General features: G+C 74.4%; 12 protein-coding genes and 2 pseudogenes. 5 read left to right on the top strand and 9 right to left on the bottom strand.

Annotated features, from left to right (window positions below; all coding sequences use genetic code 11):
- Window positions 1-246: 246 nt before the first annotated feature.
- Window positions 247-866: pseudogene (locus MUU72_RS03430) on the top strand (phosphotriesterase family protein); the annotation flags it as partial.
- A 26-nt stretch (window positions 867-892) separates the two neighbouring features.
- On the opposite strand, the gene MUU72_RS03425 reads toward MUU72_RS03430, so the two are convergent.
- Window positions 893-1,504 carry a uridine kinase family protein gene (locus MUU72_RS03425; RefSeq protein WP_248011596.1) on the bottom strand — a complete coding sequence of 204 codons (612 nt, stop codon included), beginning with the start codon at window positions 1,502-1,504 and terminating at the stop codon, window positions 893-895.
- 153 nt (window positions 1,505-1,657) lie between these two features.
- Here MUU72_RS03425 and MUU72_RS03420 point away from each other — a divergent pair, with 153 nt between their 5' ends.
- Window positions 1,658-2,734 (top strand): RICIN domain-containing protein, encoded by a 1,077-nt coding sequence (locus MUU72_RS03420; RefSeq protein ID WP_248011595.1) that lies wholly within the window; start codon window positions 1,658-1,660, stop codon window positions 2,732-2,734.
- A 65-nt stretch (window positions 2,735-2,799) separates the two neighbouring features.
- Here MUU72_RS03420 and MUU72_RS03415 read toward each other — a convergent pair whose 3' ends face one another.
- Window positions 2,800-3,171: a winged helix-turn-helix transcriptional regulator gene (locus MUU72_RS03415; RefSeq protein ID WP_248011594.1), complete on the bottom strand. Its 372-nt coding sequence runs from the start codon at window positions 3,169-3,171 to the stop codon at window positions 2,800-2,802.
- Between the two features lie 112 nt (window positions 3,172-3,283).
- On the opposite strand from MUU72_RS03415, the gene MUU72_RS03410 reads away from it, so the two are divergent.
- Entirely contained in the window at window positions 3,284-3,925 is a 642-nt protein-coding gene (locus MUU72_RS03410; protein ID WP_248011849.1) for an NADPH-dependent F420 reductase, read from the top strand.
- Window positions 3,926-4,017: 92 nt separating this feature from the next.
- Here the strand turns inward: MUU72_RS03410 and MUU72_RS03405 are convergent, their stop codons facing one another.
- Complete coding sequence (locus tag MUU72_RS03405) at window positions 4,018-5,253, bottom strand: adenosine deaminase (protein WP_248011593.1); 1,236 nt, start codon at window positions 5,251-5,253, stop codon at window positions 4,018-4,020.
- Window positions 5,254-5,925: 672 nt separating this feature from the next.
- On the opposite strand from MUU72_RS03405, the gene MUU72_RS03400 reads away from it, so the two are divergent.
- Complete coding sequence (locus MUU72_RS03400; RefSeq protein WP_248011592.1) at window positions 5,926-7,449, top strand: chitinase; 1,524 nt, start codon at window positions 5,926-5,928, stop codon at window positions 7,447-7,449.
- 17 nt (window positions 7,450-7,466) lie between these two features.
- Here the strand turns inward: MUU72_RS03400 and MUU72_RS03395 are convergent, their stop codons facing one another.
- The 5 genes from MUU72_RS03395 to MUU72_RS03375 are packed head-to-tail and all read right to left on the bottom strand — an operon-like array spanning window position 7,467 to window position 12,853.
- Complete coding sequence (locus MUU72_RS03395; protein ID WP_248011591.1) at window positions 7,467-8,702, bottom strand: MFS transporter; 1,236 nt, start codon at window positions 8,700-8,702, stop codon at window positions 7,467-7,469.
- Window positions 8,699-9,271 (bottom strand): GNAT family N-acetyltransferase, encoded by a 573-nt coding sequence (locus MUU72_RS03390; protein ID WP_248011590.1) that lies wholly within the window; start codon window positions 9,269-9,271, stop codon window positions 8,699-8,701. Before MUU72_RS03390 ends, MUU72_RS03395 begins: the two co-directional genes overlap by 4 nt.
- A complete protein-coding gene (locus MUU72_RS03385; RefSeq protein WP_248011589.1) occupies window positions 9,268-10,479 on the bottom strand; it encodes an alanine racemase in 1,212 nt (403 codons plus the stop codon). Before MUU72_RS03385 ends, MUU72_RS03390 begins: the two co-directional genes overlap by 4 nt.
- Window positions 10,476-11,807, bottom strand: coding sequence for a DUF6271 family protein (locus MUU72_RS03380; protein WP_248011588.1), 1,332 nt, complete (start codon window positions 11,805-11,807; stop codon window positions 10,476-10,478). Before MUU72_RS03380 ends, MUU72_RS03385 begins: the two co-directional genes overlap by 4 nt.
- The gene (locus MUU72_RS03375) at window positions 11,789-12,853 is read right to left on the bottom strand and encodes a phytanoyl-CoA dioxygenase family protein (RefSeq protein ID WP_248011587.1); all 1,065 of its coding nucleotides are present in this window, start codon (window positions 12,851-12,853) and stop codon (window positions 11,789-11,791) included. Before MUU72_RS03375 ends, MUU72_RS03380 begins: the two co-directional genes overlap by 19 nt.
- A 385-nt stretch (window positions 12,854-13,238) precedes the next feature.
- On the opposite strand from MUU72_RS03375, the gene MUU72_RS03370 reads away from it, so the two are divergent.
- Complete coding sequence (locus tag MUU72_RS03370) at window positions 13,239-14,774, top strand: glycoside hydrolase family 3 protein (protein WP_248011586.1); 1,536 nt, start codon at window positions 13,239-13,241, stop codon at window positions 14,772-14,774.
- Between the two features lie 19 nt (window positions 14,775-14,793).
- On the opposite strand, the pseudogene MUU72_RS35995 reads toward MUU72_RS03370, so the two are convergent.
- Window positions 14,794-14,938, bottom strand: a pseudogene (locus MUU72_RS35995) (IS630 family transposase); the annotation flags it as partial.

Genomic DNA, 14,938 nt, shown 5'->3' with positions numbered 1-14,938 from the left:
CATCACCCGACGTGTCGAGACAGGCACAGGCGTAGGGTCCCCCGCTTGCGTACACCGTGTTCAGGAAGGCCAGTTCCACGGGTGCCTCCACATATGACGAGGTCGTCGTCCCAGGTGGGTCCCGGGTGGTCCGTGCATCCCTCCCAGTAGAGCCCGGGTGCCCCCGTCGCGCGCGCCGGGTCGTCCGGGCCGTACCCCCTGCCGTTCGGGCGGCCGCCGTGCTAGGACGCCCCCTAGGGAGGCGGGGTGGCGACGATCCGGACGGTAGCGGGCCCGGTCGGTGCGGGGGCGCCGGCCGGGCCGGTGCCGGCGCACGAGCACCTGCGGCCGGACCTGCGCCGCCCGGGCGCCCCGGACGCCTTTCTGGACGCCCGGCACGCCGCCGCGGTGGCCGCCGAACTCGCCTCGCTGCGCCGGGAGTTCGGCCTGTCGCCGGTCGTCGAGCAGACCTGCCGCGGGATGGGGCGCGACGTGGCCGCGGTCGCCGGGATCGCGGCTGCCTGCGGGGTGGCCGTGGTGGCCGGTACCGGCTGGTACCACGAGGCGTTCCATCCCGCGGAGGTGCGCACGGGCGACACCGCCTGGCGGCCGAAGGCTCCTACCTCTCCTTCGACACCTTCGGCAAGCACGGCTACCAGGACGACGGGACCCGGCTGCGGCTGCTCCTCGCCCTGCTGGAGGCCGGGCACGCCGACCGGATCCTGCTCTCCTGCGACGTGTCGCGCCACAGCCATCTGTCCTGCCGCGGCGGGACGGGCTACGGCCACCTCTTCCGCACCGTCCTGCCCCGGCTCCGGGCCGCCGGCGTCCCCGACGGCCTCCTGGACCGCATGACCGGGCGCAACCCGCTGCGCTTCCTGACGGGTACGGGAGCGGGCTCCTGGGTGAGCCGTCACCTCGTCACGGTGACGTGGGCCCGCTCGCGTGCCGCGGTCGCGGCGAAGCAGTGCCGCTCCACGGCCTGCCAGGTCCTGATCCAGGCCAGTCGCCGGGCGTCGGTGCCGCGGGCGTGCAGGCGGCGCAGGCACACCTCGCCGGGTGTGTCGACGAAGACGATCACGTCGTAGCAGGCGGCAAGTTCCGGGCGGGCGGTGAGGACGCCTGCCACGATGACCGTGCCGGCCGGGGCGACGCGTCCGGGCCGGTCCGGCCGCAGGCCGTTGACCGCCGGGTCGTACCGCTCGTAGCGCGCAGCGCGTCCGGCGCGGAGCGGGACGAGCACCTGGTCGCGCAGGCGCTGCCAGGCGAAGAGCCGCAGATAGCCCTGGTGCGGCGTCATGGCCAGGCGGTCCGGCCAGGGCAGGGGGCGGAGGAAGCCGTCTCCGTGCACCACCGCCGCCGGGCCCAACGGGCCGGAAGCGTCCGCCCGTTGGGCGGCCAGGGTGGTCTTCCCGGCACCGGCCGGGCCCTCCAGTGCGACCAGGGCGGGGCGGCCGTGCGGGGCGGCGCGGGCGCGCGCGGCGACCAGTTCGCCGGCCGCGCGTGAGGACAGGGGGACGGTCATGGGTCCATGACACACCGCCGGCCGCCGCCCGAGACCCAGTTCACAGGCGCGACCACCCACGGGCCATTGCCCGCTTCACCGGTTCCCCCTAAGTTGCACGGGATCGCCATACCTGTGCGATCGACCGACCACTCCCAGAAAGGGACACTTCCCGTGTCTGACACCGGCATTGCGAGACAGGTGCTCGCGCGGCTGACGACGTTCGCCGCGGTCACCGCGGCGCTCTTACTCTCCGCCGTGTTCTCCGTGGCCGCCGCCGCACCGGCCGCGGCCGCCCCGTCCGGCGGCGGCTCCGTCACCGGCCTGACCTTCACCAACGTCAACAACGGCCGGGCCCTGGACGTCCAGAACGGCAACTCCGGTGACGGGACCATCATCGTCACCAACGCGCCGGGCTACCACACCACCTGGCACCTGAACGTGAACCCGCGCGACTCGTCGTTCGCCGTCGTCAACGACGCCAACGGCAAGTGCCTGGACGCCGGCGTCCCCAACCGCCTCCAGCCGTGCGACGGCCGCGGCGGGGAGAAGTGGTACTTCCAGCCCACCGGCGCGCCCAACACCTTCATGATCCGGCACGCCGACGACAAGAACTGCCTGGACGTGCTGCTCGGCGCCACCTACAACGACGCCTGGACCGGCAGCTACGGCTGCAACAACACCAAGCCGCAGCAGTGGACCGTGCCCGCCGCCGCCCAGCCGCAGGCGTTCCAGCTCGCGGTCGCCTACGCCGCCGGTGTCTGCACCACCAACGCGGGTGCCTGCTCCTGGACCGCCGAGAGCCAGACCCCGGCCGCCCCGCTGCCCAAGCAGTGCATCTCGCCGGTCTGGTACAACGGCACCCAGAAGCCGGTGCCGTGGACCTTCTCCCTGAAGACCACCACCGGGTGGACCACCGCGCTCGGGTTCGAGTTCCAGACCACCATCGGCTCCGGCGAGGCGTCCCCGATCGCCGCGTCGGTCTCCAACTCCATCAAGGGCGAGGTCACGTACAACCTCACCCAGGAACTGGGCAGCAGCCTGGAGTTCGAGGTCCCGCCCGCGAACTACGGCTGGGTGTCGCTGTCCGAGCTGGCCACCAAGGTCACCGGCAAGTGGACCTTCGACGTCAACGGCTTCCCGTGGACCGCCAACGACACCATCACGGTCCCGCTGCGCAACGACAACGCCGGCCACGCCAGCATCTACGTGGCCGAGACCAGCCCCACCTTCACCACCTGCGGGAGCTGACGGCCGCACCGCGACGGCGCACGCCGCCGCCCGTGCGGTGGCGTGCGCCCCTCCCCCACCGGCGGTCAGCGCCCGCCGGCCGCCCGCTGTTCGCTCTGCTCCTGGGCCGCCAGCACCTCCTCGCCGTGGGCGAAGGCCCAGGCACCGCACGCCTCGATGGGCGGCAGCAACGTCCGTCCCAGGGCGGTGAGTTCGTAGTCGACGCGCGGCGGCGCCCCGGTGCGGGCGCGGCGCGCCACCAGGCCGTTGAACTCCAGTCGGCGCAGTGTCTCGGTGAGCACCTTGGGGCTGATGCCGCCGATGCGGGCGCGCAGGTGCCCGGGGCGGGCCGCACCGTCGCGGAGCGCCCAGATCACCACGGCGTTCCAGGTGTTGGCCAGCAGGTCGAAGGCGAGCCGGGCCCGGCAGTCGGCGAGAAAGCTCTGGTCAGCGGTCACGTACCGAATGGTGCCCGAACGGCTCCCTAATGTCGTGGCCGTATCACCGACACAGCGGCGGCAGCGGCAACGGCAGCGGCGGCGCCGTACGGGAACAGGGAGCGTGGGGATGATGAGGATCGGGATCGTCGGCACCGGGAACATGGCGGACGCCCTGGGCGGCCAGTGGGCGCGGGCCGGCCATGACGTCCTGGTCGGCGGCCGGGACGCGGACCGCGCGGCCGCGCTCGCCGAACGGATCGGCGCCCGGGCGGGCGGGCCGCGGGACGCCGTCGGACACGGCACGGACGCGGTGCTGCTGGCCGTGCCGTACGGGGCCGCGGCCACCGTGGCGGCGGGGCTCGCCGGGGCGCTCGCGGACCGGACGCTGATCGACTGCACCAATCCGGTGGGCCCCGGTTTCGTGCTGGAGACCCGGGGCGGGCCCTCGGCCGCCGAGCGCCTGGCCGCCGCCGCGCCAGGGGCCCGGGTGGTCAAGGCGTTCAACCTCTGCCACGAGAGTGTCTGGCGCCACTCGCCGCCCGTCTTCGGCGGCCGCCCGCTGGCGGTCCCGCTCTGCGGCGACCACGCACCGGCGCTGGCGACCGTGCGCCGCCTGGTGCGGGACCTGGGCTGCGAGCCGCTCGCCGCCGGCGGTCTCGACCGGGCCGCCCTGCTGGAGGCCACCGCCGCGCTGCTGATCGGCCTGTGGGTCGGTGAGGGCGCGGACGCCCAGGCCATCGCGCCGCCGCTGGAGTACGCCGCGGGCGGCTGAGGCCGGGACGCGGGCCGCGGCGCCGGGCGGGGCCGGGGCCGGCACGCCCGGTCCCGGCCCCTGTGACGGGTGCCGTCCGTCGTACGGGAGGGTCACGCCGCCGCTGCGGCGCCCCCTCCGCGTACCGGCACCCGGCTCAGTTCCCCGGCGCGCAACCGGGCGTAGCCGGGGCGGATCACCTCGTTGATCAGCGCGGTGCGCTGGTCGTACGGGAGGAAGGCGGCCTTGGCGGCGTTGAGGGTGAGCGCTTCCAGTTCGTTGGCGCCGTAGCCGAAGGTGTCGGCCAGGTGCTGGAACTCCTGGGTCATGGTGGTGCCGCTGACCAGGCGGTTGTCGGTGTTGAGGCAGACCCGGAAGCCCAGTCGGCGCAGCAGGTCGATGGGGTGGTCCGGGTAGCTGGTGGCGGCGCCGGTCTGGAGGTTGGAGGTGGGGCAGACCTCCAGGGCGATGCGCATGTCGCGGACGTAGGAGGCCAGTCGGCCCAGGCGGACGGTGCCGTCGGCCTCGATGGTGAGGTCGTCGGTGATGCGGACGCCGTGGCCGATGCGGTGGGCGCCGCAGCGCAGGACCGCCTGGTGGATGGATTCCGCGCCCACCGCCTCGCCGGCGTGGACGGTGATCCGGGCGCCCTGGCTGCGCAGGTAGTCGAAGGCGTCGGCGTGCCGGGAGGCGGGGTTGCCGATCTCGCCGCCGGCGATGTCGAAGCCGGCCACGCCGCGGTCCCGGTGGGCCACGGCCAGTTCGGCGATCTCGCGGGCGCGGTCGGCGTGGCGCATGGCGCACAGCAGGGTGCCCACGCGGATCCGGCGGCCGGCGGCCGCGGCCCGGCGCTCGCCCTCCCGGAAGCCGGCGTTGACCGTCTCCACGACCTCGTCCAGGGTCAGGCCGCCGGCCAGGTGCTGTTCGGGGGCGTAGCGGACCTCGGCGTAGACGACGCCGTCGGCGGCCAGGTCCTCGGCGCACTCGGCGGCGATCCGGAACAGCGCCTCGCCGGTCTGCATCACGGCGCAGGTGTGCGCGAAGGTCTCCAGGTACCGCTCCAGCGAACCGGAGTCGGCGGCCCGGCGGAACCACTCGGCGAGTGCGGCCGGTTCGGTGACCGGCAGCTGCCGGTATCCGATCGCCTCGGCCAGCTCGATGATCGTCTGCGGCCGGAGTCCGCCGTCGAGGTGGTCGTGCAGCAGGACCTTGGGCGCCCGGCGGACCTGCTCGCGGTCCAGCAGGCGAGCGGATCCCGCAACCGCCGCCCCCGGGGCGGGAGTCGGAGCGGTGTGCGAGGTGGCGGGCGGCGTGGCGGCGTGCGGCGGAAGCTTGTCAGACAAGGTCATGGAGCCGGAGTATGGCACGTCCCCCGACAGGGAAGCGACCGGATCCCAGTCGCCGGACGACTCCCGGCCCGCGACGGCCGCAACGGCGCCACACGGCGGGCCCGCAGTCGGCACACGGCGGGCATGTCGCCCGTACACCACGGGCGAAGGGCGACGTTTCCGGCGTACGAGAGCGGCCGGAGGTGGAATCAACGGATCGGTAAAGGAGCATGGGCACGTCATTGGGCGCCCGATAGACCGGTGCGAACGACGCGAGCTTGTCCGACAAGCAGGTCCGTTCGTTCGCGGTGCACGTCGCCGCGTTCCTGCCGCCCGCCCCCTTCCCCTTCTCGGCAGGAGGCGTCATACCCATGACGAGCCAGGAGCGCCCCCGTACGGCGCAGACCCCCTCCACGCTTCCTGCTGCCGGCCCCCCGCGCACCTGCGAGGCGGCGGCCACCCCGCGGGGCCGGGCGCCGAACGGCGGTACCCGGGCCACCGGGTGGTCCACCCGGCCGTGCGGGCACTGGGCAGCGGCGTCCCGGCGGCGCGCGCGAAGTGGTCTAGTCCTGTCTTGGTCCAGTCCATTGACATGCCCCTGCACCCAGGGCTATCCCCTTGAGGCAACACCGCCGCGTACCAGGGGAATCGGCGGTCCACTCCTCCTCACCTCCTCCTCACACCGGGACAGACATGAGACGCAGGCGCTCGTTACGCACCCTGCTCACCGCGGCCGCCACCACCGTGGCCGCCCTCGGCCTGACCGCGCTGGGCGGCGGCGCCGCCCAGGCCGCGACCCCGCTCCCCCGCCACGTGTTCGCCCCCTACTTCGAGTCCTGGACGGGCGAGAGCCCCGCCGCGCTGTCCGCCCGGTCCGGTGCCGGGCACCTGACGATGGCGTTCCTCCAGACCGCCGCCAAGGGCTCGTGCACCGCCTATTGGAACGGCAGCACCGACACGCCCGTCTCCCCCGCCTCCTTCGGCAGCGACATCACGACCATCCAGGGCAGGGGCGGTGACGTCATCCCGTCATTCGGCGGGTACACCGCCGACACCACGGGCACCGAGATCGCCGACAGCTGCACCGACGTCAACCAGATCGCCGCGGTGTACGAGAAGGTGATCACCACCTACGACGTGACCCGGCTCGACATGGACATCGAGGCCGATTCACTGGACGACTCCGCCGCCGTCGACCGGCGCAACAAGGCCATCAAGCTCGTCCAGGACCGGGCGGCCGCCAACGGGCGCACCGTCGAGATCTCCTACACCCTGCCCACCACGACCCGGGGCCTGACCGACAGCGGACTGGCCGTGCTGCGCAGCGCGGTGCGCAACGGCGCCCGGGTGGACGTCACCAACATCATGACGTTCGACTACTACGACAACGCCACCCACGACATGGCCAAGGACACCCAGACCGCCGCCCAGGGCCTGTACGACCAACTCGCGCCGCTGTACCCGAACAAGACCCCGGCCCAGCTGTGGGGCATGATCGGGATCATCGAGATGCCCGGTATCGACGACTTCGGGCCGGCCGAGACGTTCAGCCTGGCCAACGCCCGGCAGGTCTACGACTGGGCGGTCGCCAAGGGCATCAACACCCTGTCGTTCTGGGCCCTCCAGCGGGACAACGGCAGCTGCCCGGGCGGCCCGTCCACCGACAGCTGCTCCGGGATCGCCCAGAACACCTGGGACTTCACCCATCTCTTCGCGCCGTTCACCGGCGGCGGCACCGCACCGTCCGACGACTTCTCGGTCACCGCGGCGCCCGCCGCCGGGACGGTGGCCGCGGGCGACCGGGCCACCACGACGGTACGGACCGCGGTCACCTCCGGTGCGGCGCAGACCGTCCGGCTCACCGTCGGCGGCGCCCCCGCCGGGGTCACCGCCTCGCTGAGCCCGGACTCGGTGACGGCCGGCGGCACCTCCACGCTCACCCTGTCCACGACCGCGGCCACCGCCTCCGGTACGTACCACCTCAGCATCGTCGGCACGGGCCCCTCGGGCACCCGCACGACGGGGTACGACCTGACGGTCACGGGCGGGAGCGGGCACGTGTGCACGGCCGCGCCGTGGGCCGCGGGCACGGTCTACACCGCCGGCCAGCAGGTCTCGCACCAGGGGCACACCTGGAAGGCCAAGTGGTGGACGACCGGCGAGGAGCCCGGGACCACCGGCGAGTGGGGTGTCTGGCAGGACCTCGGGGCCTGCTGAGGCCCACCGGGGCCAGGTCAGACCTCGCCCGCGGCAGCCGCGCCCGGGGCCGCGGGCGGAACCGCGGCCGGGCGCGGCGTCCACCGGATCCGCAGACCGCACAGCGTGACGACCACCGCCGAGGCGGCGACCGCGGCCATCCCCCACACCAGGCCGAGGGCGTTGGCGAGGAAGCCGATGGCCGGCGGACCGGCCAGCAGACCGGTGGTGCCCATGGCCGCGACCAGGGTCAGAGCCTGCGGACCCTGGCCGGCCGCGGCCACGTAGACGCACGGGGTGACGGCGGCGATGCCCAGGCCGACGCAGGCGAAGCCGAGCAGCGCCGGCAGCACCCCGCCGGCCAGCAGGGCGAGGGCCAGCCCGGCCCCGGCCAGGGCGCCGCCGGCCCGGACGATCACCGCATCGCCCCAGCGGCTCCGCCAGCCGTCGGCGAAGAGCCTGGCCAGCACCATCACGCCCGAGACCACGGCGATGCCCATCGGGGCCAGTTCCGCCGACGCCCGGGCGACGTCCTTGAGGTAGAGGGCCGACCAGTCGTTCATGGCGCCTTCGGTCACCGTGCCGAAGGCCATGGCGCCGCACATCCACAGGGTCATGCGGGACGGCAGGCGCCGGCGGCCGCGGTCCGCGCGGACGGCCGCCGCGGGGGGCGGTTCGTCGGGCAGCAGGCCGGGGCGCGCGTGGCCGAGCAGGAGCAGCAGGACCGCCGCGGCGGCCGCGAAGTGCGCGGTGACGGTCGCGGACAGCGCGTTCATGCCGGACGCGAGGACCGCGGCGGCCAGCGAGCCGCCGCTGAAGGTGGCGTGCAGCCTGGCCATGGCGTTGCGCCCGTGCCTGGCTTCCAGCGCGGCGCCCTGGGCGTTCATGGCGACGTTCAGGCACCCCACGAGCACGCCGTCGGCGCCCAGGACCGCCAGGGCGGCCGGGTAGTTCGGGGCCGCCGCCAGGGCGAACAGCAGCAGGGCCAGGCAGAGGGCGGACAGCAGGGCCAGGCGTCTCGCGCCCAGCCGGTTCATCAATACGGTCACCAGCGGGAACGAGGCCGCCGCGCCCACGCCGGTGGACATCAGCAGGACGCCCACCTCGGCGGCGGACAGGCCGAGGTGGGCCTTGAGCGCGGGGATCTGCGCCGCCCAGGTGGCGTACTGGAAGCCGAGCGAGCAGAACAGGGCGGCGATCGCCAACTGCGCCCGCAGAAAGGGGTCGTGGACGCGGAACACGGAGTGGTTCCCCTTCGTCGTGGTGGGGGTCATGGGGTGCCCGGGGCGGCCGGCCGGGGCGCCCCGGCCCGGTGGTGCGGGGGGAGCGGCCGGGTCATGTAGACGGCGTCCGGCCCGTAGGCTCCGGCCGGGACGACCCCGGGGTGCGCGGTGAAGCCGTGGGCCGCCCAGAAGGTCCGGCTGCCGGCGACCGCGACCAGGGAGAGCCGGTCGTAGCCGCCGGTCGCCGCGGCCGTCGCCATCAGGTGCCGCAGCAGCTGCCCGCCGAGGCCCCGGCCGCGGCACGGGCCGTCGACGACGAGGTCGTGGAGGTGGAGGTTGCGCGTCGGGGCGGCGGCCGCCCGGTCCGCCTCGGCCCGGGTCAGGTCGGGGTACCGGTACGGCGGGTAGGGCAGCGCCAGCAGGTAGCCGGCGAGCCGGCCCCGGACGTCGAGGACGAAGCAGGTGGCGGGCGAGGAGCGGGCCCGGGACCTGAGGGCGGCCGGTTCCTCGGACAGGCCGAGGGCGGCGTAGGCGCGGGACTCCAGCGCCGTGATGCCGTCCCAGTCGTCCTCGGCGACGGCCCGGATGCCCGGGTGCGCGCGGAAGTCTTGATCGGTCATCCGCCGGGTGCCTCCCGCCGGGCCGGGGCCGGACGCGCCGGGCCGTGGATCCAGGTGTGCGGGAGCGGGCGGAAGCCGTTGAAGCCCCGGGTGAGGTAGCTGATGGCGTAGGCGCCGCTGGACAGCACCCAGACCGGGTCGCCGGAGGCGAGGGTGCCGGGCACCTGGACCGGCCCGCCGGCCGTGGTGAAGGCGTCGTCGCTGTCGCAGGTGGGTCCCGCGACGACGGCGGGCACGCGGGCGGCGCCGCGGTGGCCGGGGAAGACCAGCCGGTACTGCACCTGGTCCATCTCGTACAGGCCGTTGAACTTGCCGACGCTCAGGTACAGCCAGTGCCGCCGCGTCCCGTCCGGGTGCTCCCGGTCGGTGAGCCGGACGACGTGCGCGCGGATGGCACCGTGGTCCGCGACGAGGTAGCGCCCCGGCTCCACCAGGAAGTCCAGGGGGCGGCCGGCGGCTTCGCCGAGCTGGGCCATGCCCTCCCGGAGTACGGCGAAGATCTTGTCCACCGGCGGGTCGAGCGGTCGGCCGTGCCGGTCGGCGTAGCCGAGGGCCGGCAGGCCGCCGCCGAGGTTGACGTGGGCGAGGGAGATACCGCGGCGGCGCAGCGCGGCCAGGGTCCCGGCCGCCAGGTCCAGGGCCCGCCGCCAGGCACCGGCCGTCATCTGCTGCGAGCCGACGTGGAAGGAGAGTCCGGACGGGGTCAGGCCGGCCGCGCGCGCCGCCGCGAGGACGCGGACGGCATCGGCGGCGGAGCAGCCGAACTTGCCGCTCAGCCCCCACAGCGCCCCCTCGCCGTCGGTGGCCAGCCGGCAGAACACCCGGGCGCCGGGCGCGTGGGCGGCGAGCGCGGCCACGTCCGCCAGGCTGTCCGTCGCGAAGTCCCGGACGCCCAGGCGGTAGGCCGCGGCGATGTCCTCGTCGGACTTGACGGTGTTGCCGTAGTGGATGCGCTCGACCGGTACGCCGGAGCGGAGTGCCTGGGCGATCTCGCGGGGGCCGGCCGCGTCGGCGCCCGCGCCGCGCTCCGCCAGGCAGGCGACCACGGCGTCCACCGGGCAGGCTTTCACGGCGAACCGGACGTCCGCGCCGGGGAGTTCGCGGCGCAGCGTGTCGAGGTTGCCGGCGATGCCCGCCAGGTCGTAGATGATCTGGTCCTGGTCCGCGGCGGCCAGGGCGGCGTGCAGGGGTGCGGTGGGGTGGTTCATCGGCGGTCACGGTCCGGCCGGTGCGGGATCCGGTGCGGTCCGCCGGCCCGGGCGGCCCCGATCAGCGCCGCCCACTCCTCGATGAGCAGGGCGAAGTCCGCCATGTCCTGCCCGGCCTCGTGGAGCAGGCGGGCGCGGCGGGACGCCACGACGTCGGCCACCACGGCGTATTTCCCGCCCAGTTGGCGGTAGGAGGTGTCGAGGACGGCCAGCCGGTCGAGGTTCTCCGTGCGGTCCAGTGCGGTGCTCTCGCGGACGAAACCGGCGATTAGCGGGGCACGCACCTGCTGCCGGTCGTCGAGCAGCGACCCACCGGCCCGCGCCATCCGGTCGTAGACGGCGTGGAAGTAGAGCATCGACAGCAGGAACTTCACGTAGCGCAGCTGGTACGCGACGAATCCGGGGCCGGTGCGGCGGGCGCCGGTGTAGAAGTTCACGATGTTGCGGTTGTGCAGGACGCCGGGCAGGGCCGCGTCGTGCACCAGGTGGATGAGGAAGTAGTCGCTGCCGATGGTGTTGGTGGCGGGCGGCAGCGGGACGCGTTCGTGCACCTGGTGGAAGCTGATGTTGCACATGTCCACCCGCATCGGGTCGACCAGGGTGAGCAGCGCGTGGTCGCCGGTGAACGGCGCGGTGCCGGCCCCGCGGAAGGACTCCGCGACGAGCTGCCGCCGGGCCTGCTCGGGCTGGCCGGCGGGCGCCCACAGGCCGACGATGTCCGCGTACAGGGCGGGGTCCAGCCGCTCGATCTCGGCGAGGTCGACGGAGGGTTCGCCCACGAAGGAGCTGCCGGCCATCGCCACGGGCCGGTCCGCGTAGCGGGGGTCCAGGGCGGTTTCCGAGACGCGCGGCGCGGCGTCGGCCGCGCGCCGCCCCAGGGTGCGGAGTTCGTGGTGGACGGGGAAGACCGGCGCACCGCCGTGGGTCTGGTAGCGGCTGTCCGAATCCCGGCGGTGGACGGAGGCGCAGCCCAGGGCCGCGGCGATCAGGAACGCGCGGTTGGTGCAGGCCCCGTAGGAGGGTTCGGCGGGGAGCATCAGCTCCAGCATCAGTTCGGGCTTGGCGACGCCGGCGTCGCGGATCACCCGCCGCAGGAAGTCCCGCTGGGCCGGCTCGTCGAGGTGGTGCACGACGACGCCCGGGACCGGGCGGAGCGCCCGGACGGCGCGTGCGTGGGCGGCGAGGACCGGCGCGTCGCAGGAGTCCAGGATCAGCAGGTGGACCTCGGCGCCGAAGTGCTCGGCGGCGTACGCGGCCTCCGCGCCGATGGCCGCGATGGTCGCGGCGCAGGGGCGGTTGGTGGGGAGGGTCAGGCAGATTCTGCGCATGCGCCCGCCCCCACGGCCTCCAGGGGCTGCCGCCCGTGCCAGGATTCCAGGCCGAGCAGTCTGGCGCCCAGGCCGTTCAGTTCGGCCGTGCCGTAGCGGAGGGACTCGGGCCGCGCGGCGTCGCCGAGCAGGGTGGCGTTCCAGTCGGGGGTCCGCAGGTGGCGCCAGGAGTCGATACGGCTCTCGCGCAGCCGCTGGTGGGCTTCGAGGGCCGGCATCATGGCGAGGTACTGGACCGCGCGCACCCCGTCCCGGGAGGTGTTGGCCGCGACGCCGTGCGCCAGCAGTCCGTTCCAGATCAGCAGGTCGCCGGCGCGCAGGTCGGGGCGGACGACGGGCATCTCGGCGCGGTCGAAGGCGGGGCGGAGCGGGTCCCGGTCCGCCGGCTGGAGCGCCCGCCACCGCTCGAAGCGGCGGAACAGCTCGGGCGCACACTGGAAGCCGCCGCAGTCGGGGTCGGTGTCGTTGAGGGCGATGATGCCCTGGACGCGCTGCGGCAGGACGCCCAGGGAGGTGTCGACGTCCCAGTGCAGCTCGATGTCGAAACCGCGCGCGGTCGGTGCGATGAGCGCGCGGTCGCGGTTCTTGACGTTGGGCGGGTTGAGGTTGAGCCGGTCCAGGGTGACCCACAGCTCCTCGCAGTCCCAGACGTCCACGAACGCGTCGTAGACCCGCTGGTGCTGGCGGCTGTCCCAGAGCAGCTGGTGGTGGTACGCCTCCACGAACCCGTAGACGTACAGGTCCCGGTCGAGGTCGGAGCGGAAGGTGCGGTGCTGGTACCAGGTGTCCGGCCGGGCCGGGTCCAGGCCCTGGAAGTCCCAGGCGAAGTCCAGCAGGCGCCGGGCCGCGGAGGCGGGGACGGCCTCTCTGACCACGACGTAGCCGTAGGTCTGCCAGAAGGCGAAGTCCTCCTCGGACAGCACCCTGAGCGGCCGGGTCTTGCGAAGGTCCCGCAGCGGCGTGCGGGCCAGGTACGTCTCGCCGTCGGCGCTGAAGTAGGGGACGTCACTGGAGGCTCGGTAGAGGTACGGGTCGGTCGCCGGCATGCAGCGCTCCCTCGTTCGAAGGTGTGCGGGGTGGCGGGGCCGGGGCGTCCGCCGGCCGGTCCGGGATGCCGGTCGGCGGGCGCGTCGGGACGGTCGGGGCACGGCCCCGCGGGGGCGCGGTGCCCGGCGCGGTGGGGCGCGCCCGGGGGTCCGTGCCGCGGTGGTCGGGGTGGTGGAGGTGAGTGGGACGGGTAGGGCGGCCGGTCATCCGCCCCTGACGTAACTCACGTCACTTGCTTCACTCACGCCCCACAAAAATGGACTAGACCAACTCGGGGTGTCAAGCCCGGAGTTGCCCTTGACAGCGCGGATTGGTCCAGGCCAATATCCGCTGGTCTACACCAAGCTCCTGTTTGTCGCACCGCCCGAAGGGAAGGCTCCGCCGATGCCCGCCACCCCGCACAGCCAGGAGCTGCGACGCCTCGCGCTCTCCGTCCTCCAGCCCGGTTTCACGGGGACGGTGGCGCCGGACTGGATCCTGCGCGCCATCGGCGACGGGCTGGCGTCCGTGGTGCTCTTCTCGCGCAACATCGTCTCGGCCGAACAGGTCGCCCGGCTCAGCACCCAACTCCGCGCCGCCAACCCGGAGTTGATCATCGCCATCGACGAGGAGGCCGGGGACGTCACCCGGCTGGAGACCGCCACCGGCGCCACCCGGCCCGGCAACTTCGCCCTCGGCACCGTGGACGACCCCGACCTCACCGAGGCCGTCGCCCGCGATCTGGGCCGCCAGCTGCACGCCGCCGGGATCAGCCTGGACTACGCGCCCAGCGTCGACGTCAACTCCAACCCCGACAACCCCGTCATCGGCGTCCGGTCGTTCGGCGCCGACCCGGCGCGCGTCGCCCGGCACGCCACCGCCTGGGTCCGGGGCCTCCAGTCGGCCGGTGTCGCCGCCTGCGCCAAGCACTTCCCCGGGCACGGGGACGTCGCGGTGGACTCCCACCACGGGCTGCCCCGCTACGACGCGGACGCCGAGACCCTCGCCGCCCAGGCACTGCCGCCGTTCCGGGCCGCGGTGGAGGCCGGGGTGGGCGCGGTGATGACCGGCCACCTGCTGGTGCCCGCCCTCGATCCGGAGCTGCCGGCCACCCTCAGCCCGCGCATCCTGCACGATCTCCTCCGCAAGGAGCTGGGCTTCGACGGCCTCGTCGTCACCGACGCCATCGAGATGGGCGCGGTCGCGGACCGGTACGGGATCGGCGGCGCCGCGGTCCGGGCCGTCGCCGCGGGCGCCGACGCGGTCTGCGTCGGCGGGGAGAACGCCGGGGAGGACACCGCCACCCTGCTCACCGACGCCCTCACCGGCGCGGTGGTCCGCGGGGACCTCGGTGCGGAACGCCTCGCCGAGGCCGCCGACCGGGTCCACCGGTTCGCCGGCTGGTCCCGGCGGCTGGGCCTGGCCGTCCCCCTCGATCCGGTCCGCCGCGACCTCGGCTTCACCGCCGCCCGCCGCGCCCTCCGCGTCGACGGCCCCGCGGACCGGGTGCTTCCGCTGGCCGCCGCGCCGCATGTGGTGGAACTCGTGCCGTCGACGAACCTCGCGGTCGGCGACGCGACGCCCTGGGGCATCGGCGCCCCGCTGCGCGAACGGCTGCCCGGCACCACCTCCGTCCGCGTACCGCACGCGCAACTCGCCGAGCAGCCCGGCGTCCTGGCGGACCACGCACTGGCACCCGCCGCCGGACGGCCGCTGGTCGTCGTCGTCCGGGACGCCGCCCGGCACGCCTGGATGGCGCGCGCCCTCGCCGACCTCACCGCGGCCCGCCCCGATGCGGTGGTGGTGGAGATGGGCCTGCCCGGCGGCCCGCTCCCGGGAGCGGTCCGGCTCTACACCCATGGCGCCACCGCCGCCTGCGGCGTGGCCGCCGCGGAGGCACTGGCCGGGAGCCGCACGGGCGGCGTCCCCGCCCGTTACTGAGTTTGTAGGCGTGGTGTCGTCATGCTGGTCTCTCTGTCGTTCGCTTGAGTCCGGTCGCGGCCGGGCATCCGTCGATGAGGTCACTGCGGTATGGGATGCGGCGGAGGCCGTGGCGTATGTGGCGTATCAGGTGGTCGGGATCGGTGAAGGCGGTGTTGGCCTGG

The sequence above is a fragment of the Streptomyces rhizoryzae genome (genome assembly GCF_023155275.1).
GTDB lineage: Bacteria > Actinomycetota > Actinomycetes > Streptomycetales > Streptomycetaceae > Streptomyces > Streptomyces rhizoryzae.
Note: the sequence above shows the minus strand (reverse complement) of the source record. Positions and strands in the feature narration are given on the sequence as shown.

Bases quoted from the DNA above. Each gene is read 5' to 3' on its own strand.
- MUU72_RS03400 (WP_248011592.1), top strand. From the start codon at position 5,926: ATGAGACGCAGGCGCTCGTTACGCACCCTGCTCACCGCGGCCGCCACC.
- MUU72_RS03390 (WP_248011590.1), bottom strand. From the start codon at position 9,271: ATGACCGATCAAGACTTCCGCGCGCACCCGGGCATCCGGGCCGTCGCC.
- MUU72_RS03370 (WP_248011586.1), top strand. From the start codon at position 13,239: ATGCCCGCCACCCCGCACAGCCAGGAGCTGCGACGCCTCGCGCTCTCC.
- MUU72_RS03380 (WP_248011588.1), bottom strand. From the start codon at position 11,807: ATGCGCAGAATCTGCCTGACCCTCCCCACCAACCGCCCCTGCGCCGCG.
- MUU72_RS03425 (WP_248011596.1), bottom strand. From the start codon at position 1,504: ATGACCGTCCCCCTGTCCTCACGCGCGGCCGGCGAACTGGTCGCCGCG.
- MUU72_RS03385 (WP_248011589.1), bottom strand. From the start codon at position 10,479: ATGAACCACCCCACCGCACCCCTGCACGCCGCCCTGGCCGCCGCGGAC.
- MUU72_RS03405 (WP_248011593.1), bottom strand. From the start codon at position 5,253: ATGACCTTGTCTGACAAGCTTCCGCCGCACGCCGCCACGCCGCCCGCC.
- MUU72_RS03375 (WP_248011587.1), bottom strand. From the start codon at position 12,853: ATGCCGGCGACCGACCCGTACCTCTACCGAGCCTCCAGTGACGTCCCC.
- MUU72_RS03395 (WP_248011591.1), bottom strand. From the start codon at position 8,702: ATGACCCCCACCACGACGAAGGGGAACCACTCCGTGTTCCGCGTCCAC.
- MUU72_RS03410 (WP_248011849.1), top strand. From the start codon at position 3,284: ATGAGGATCGGGATCGTCGGCACCGGGAACATGGCGGACGCCCTGGGC.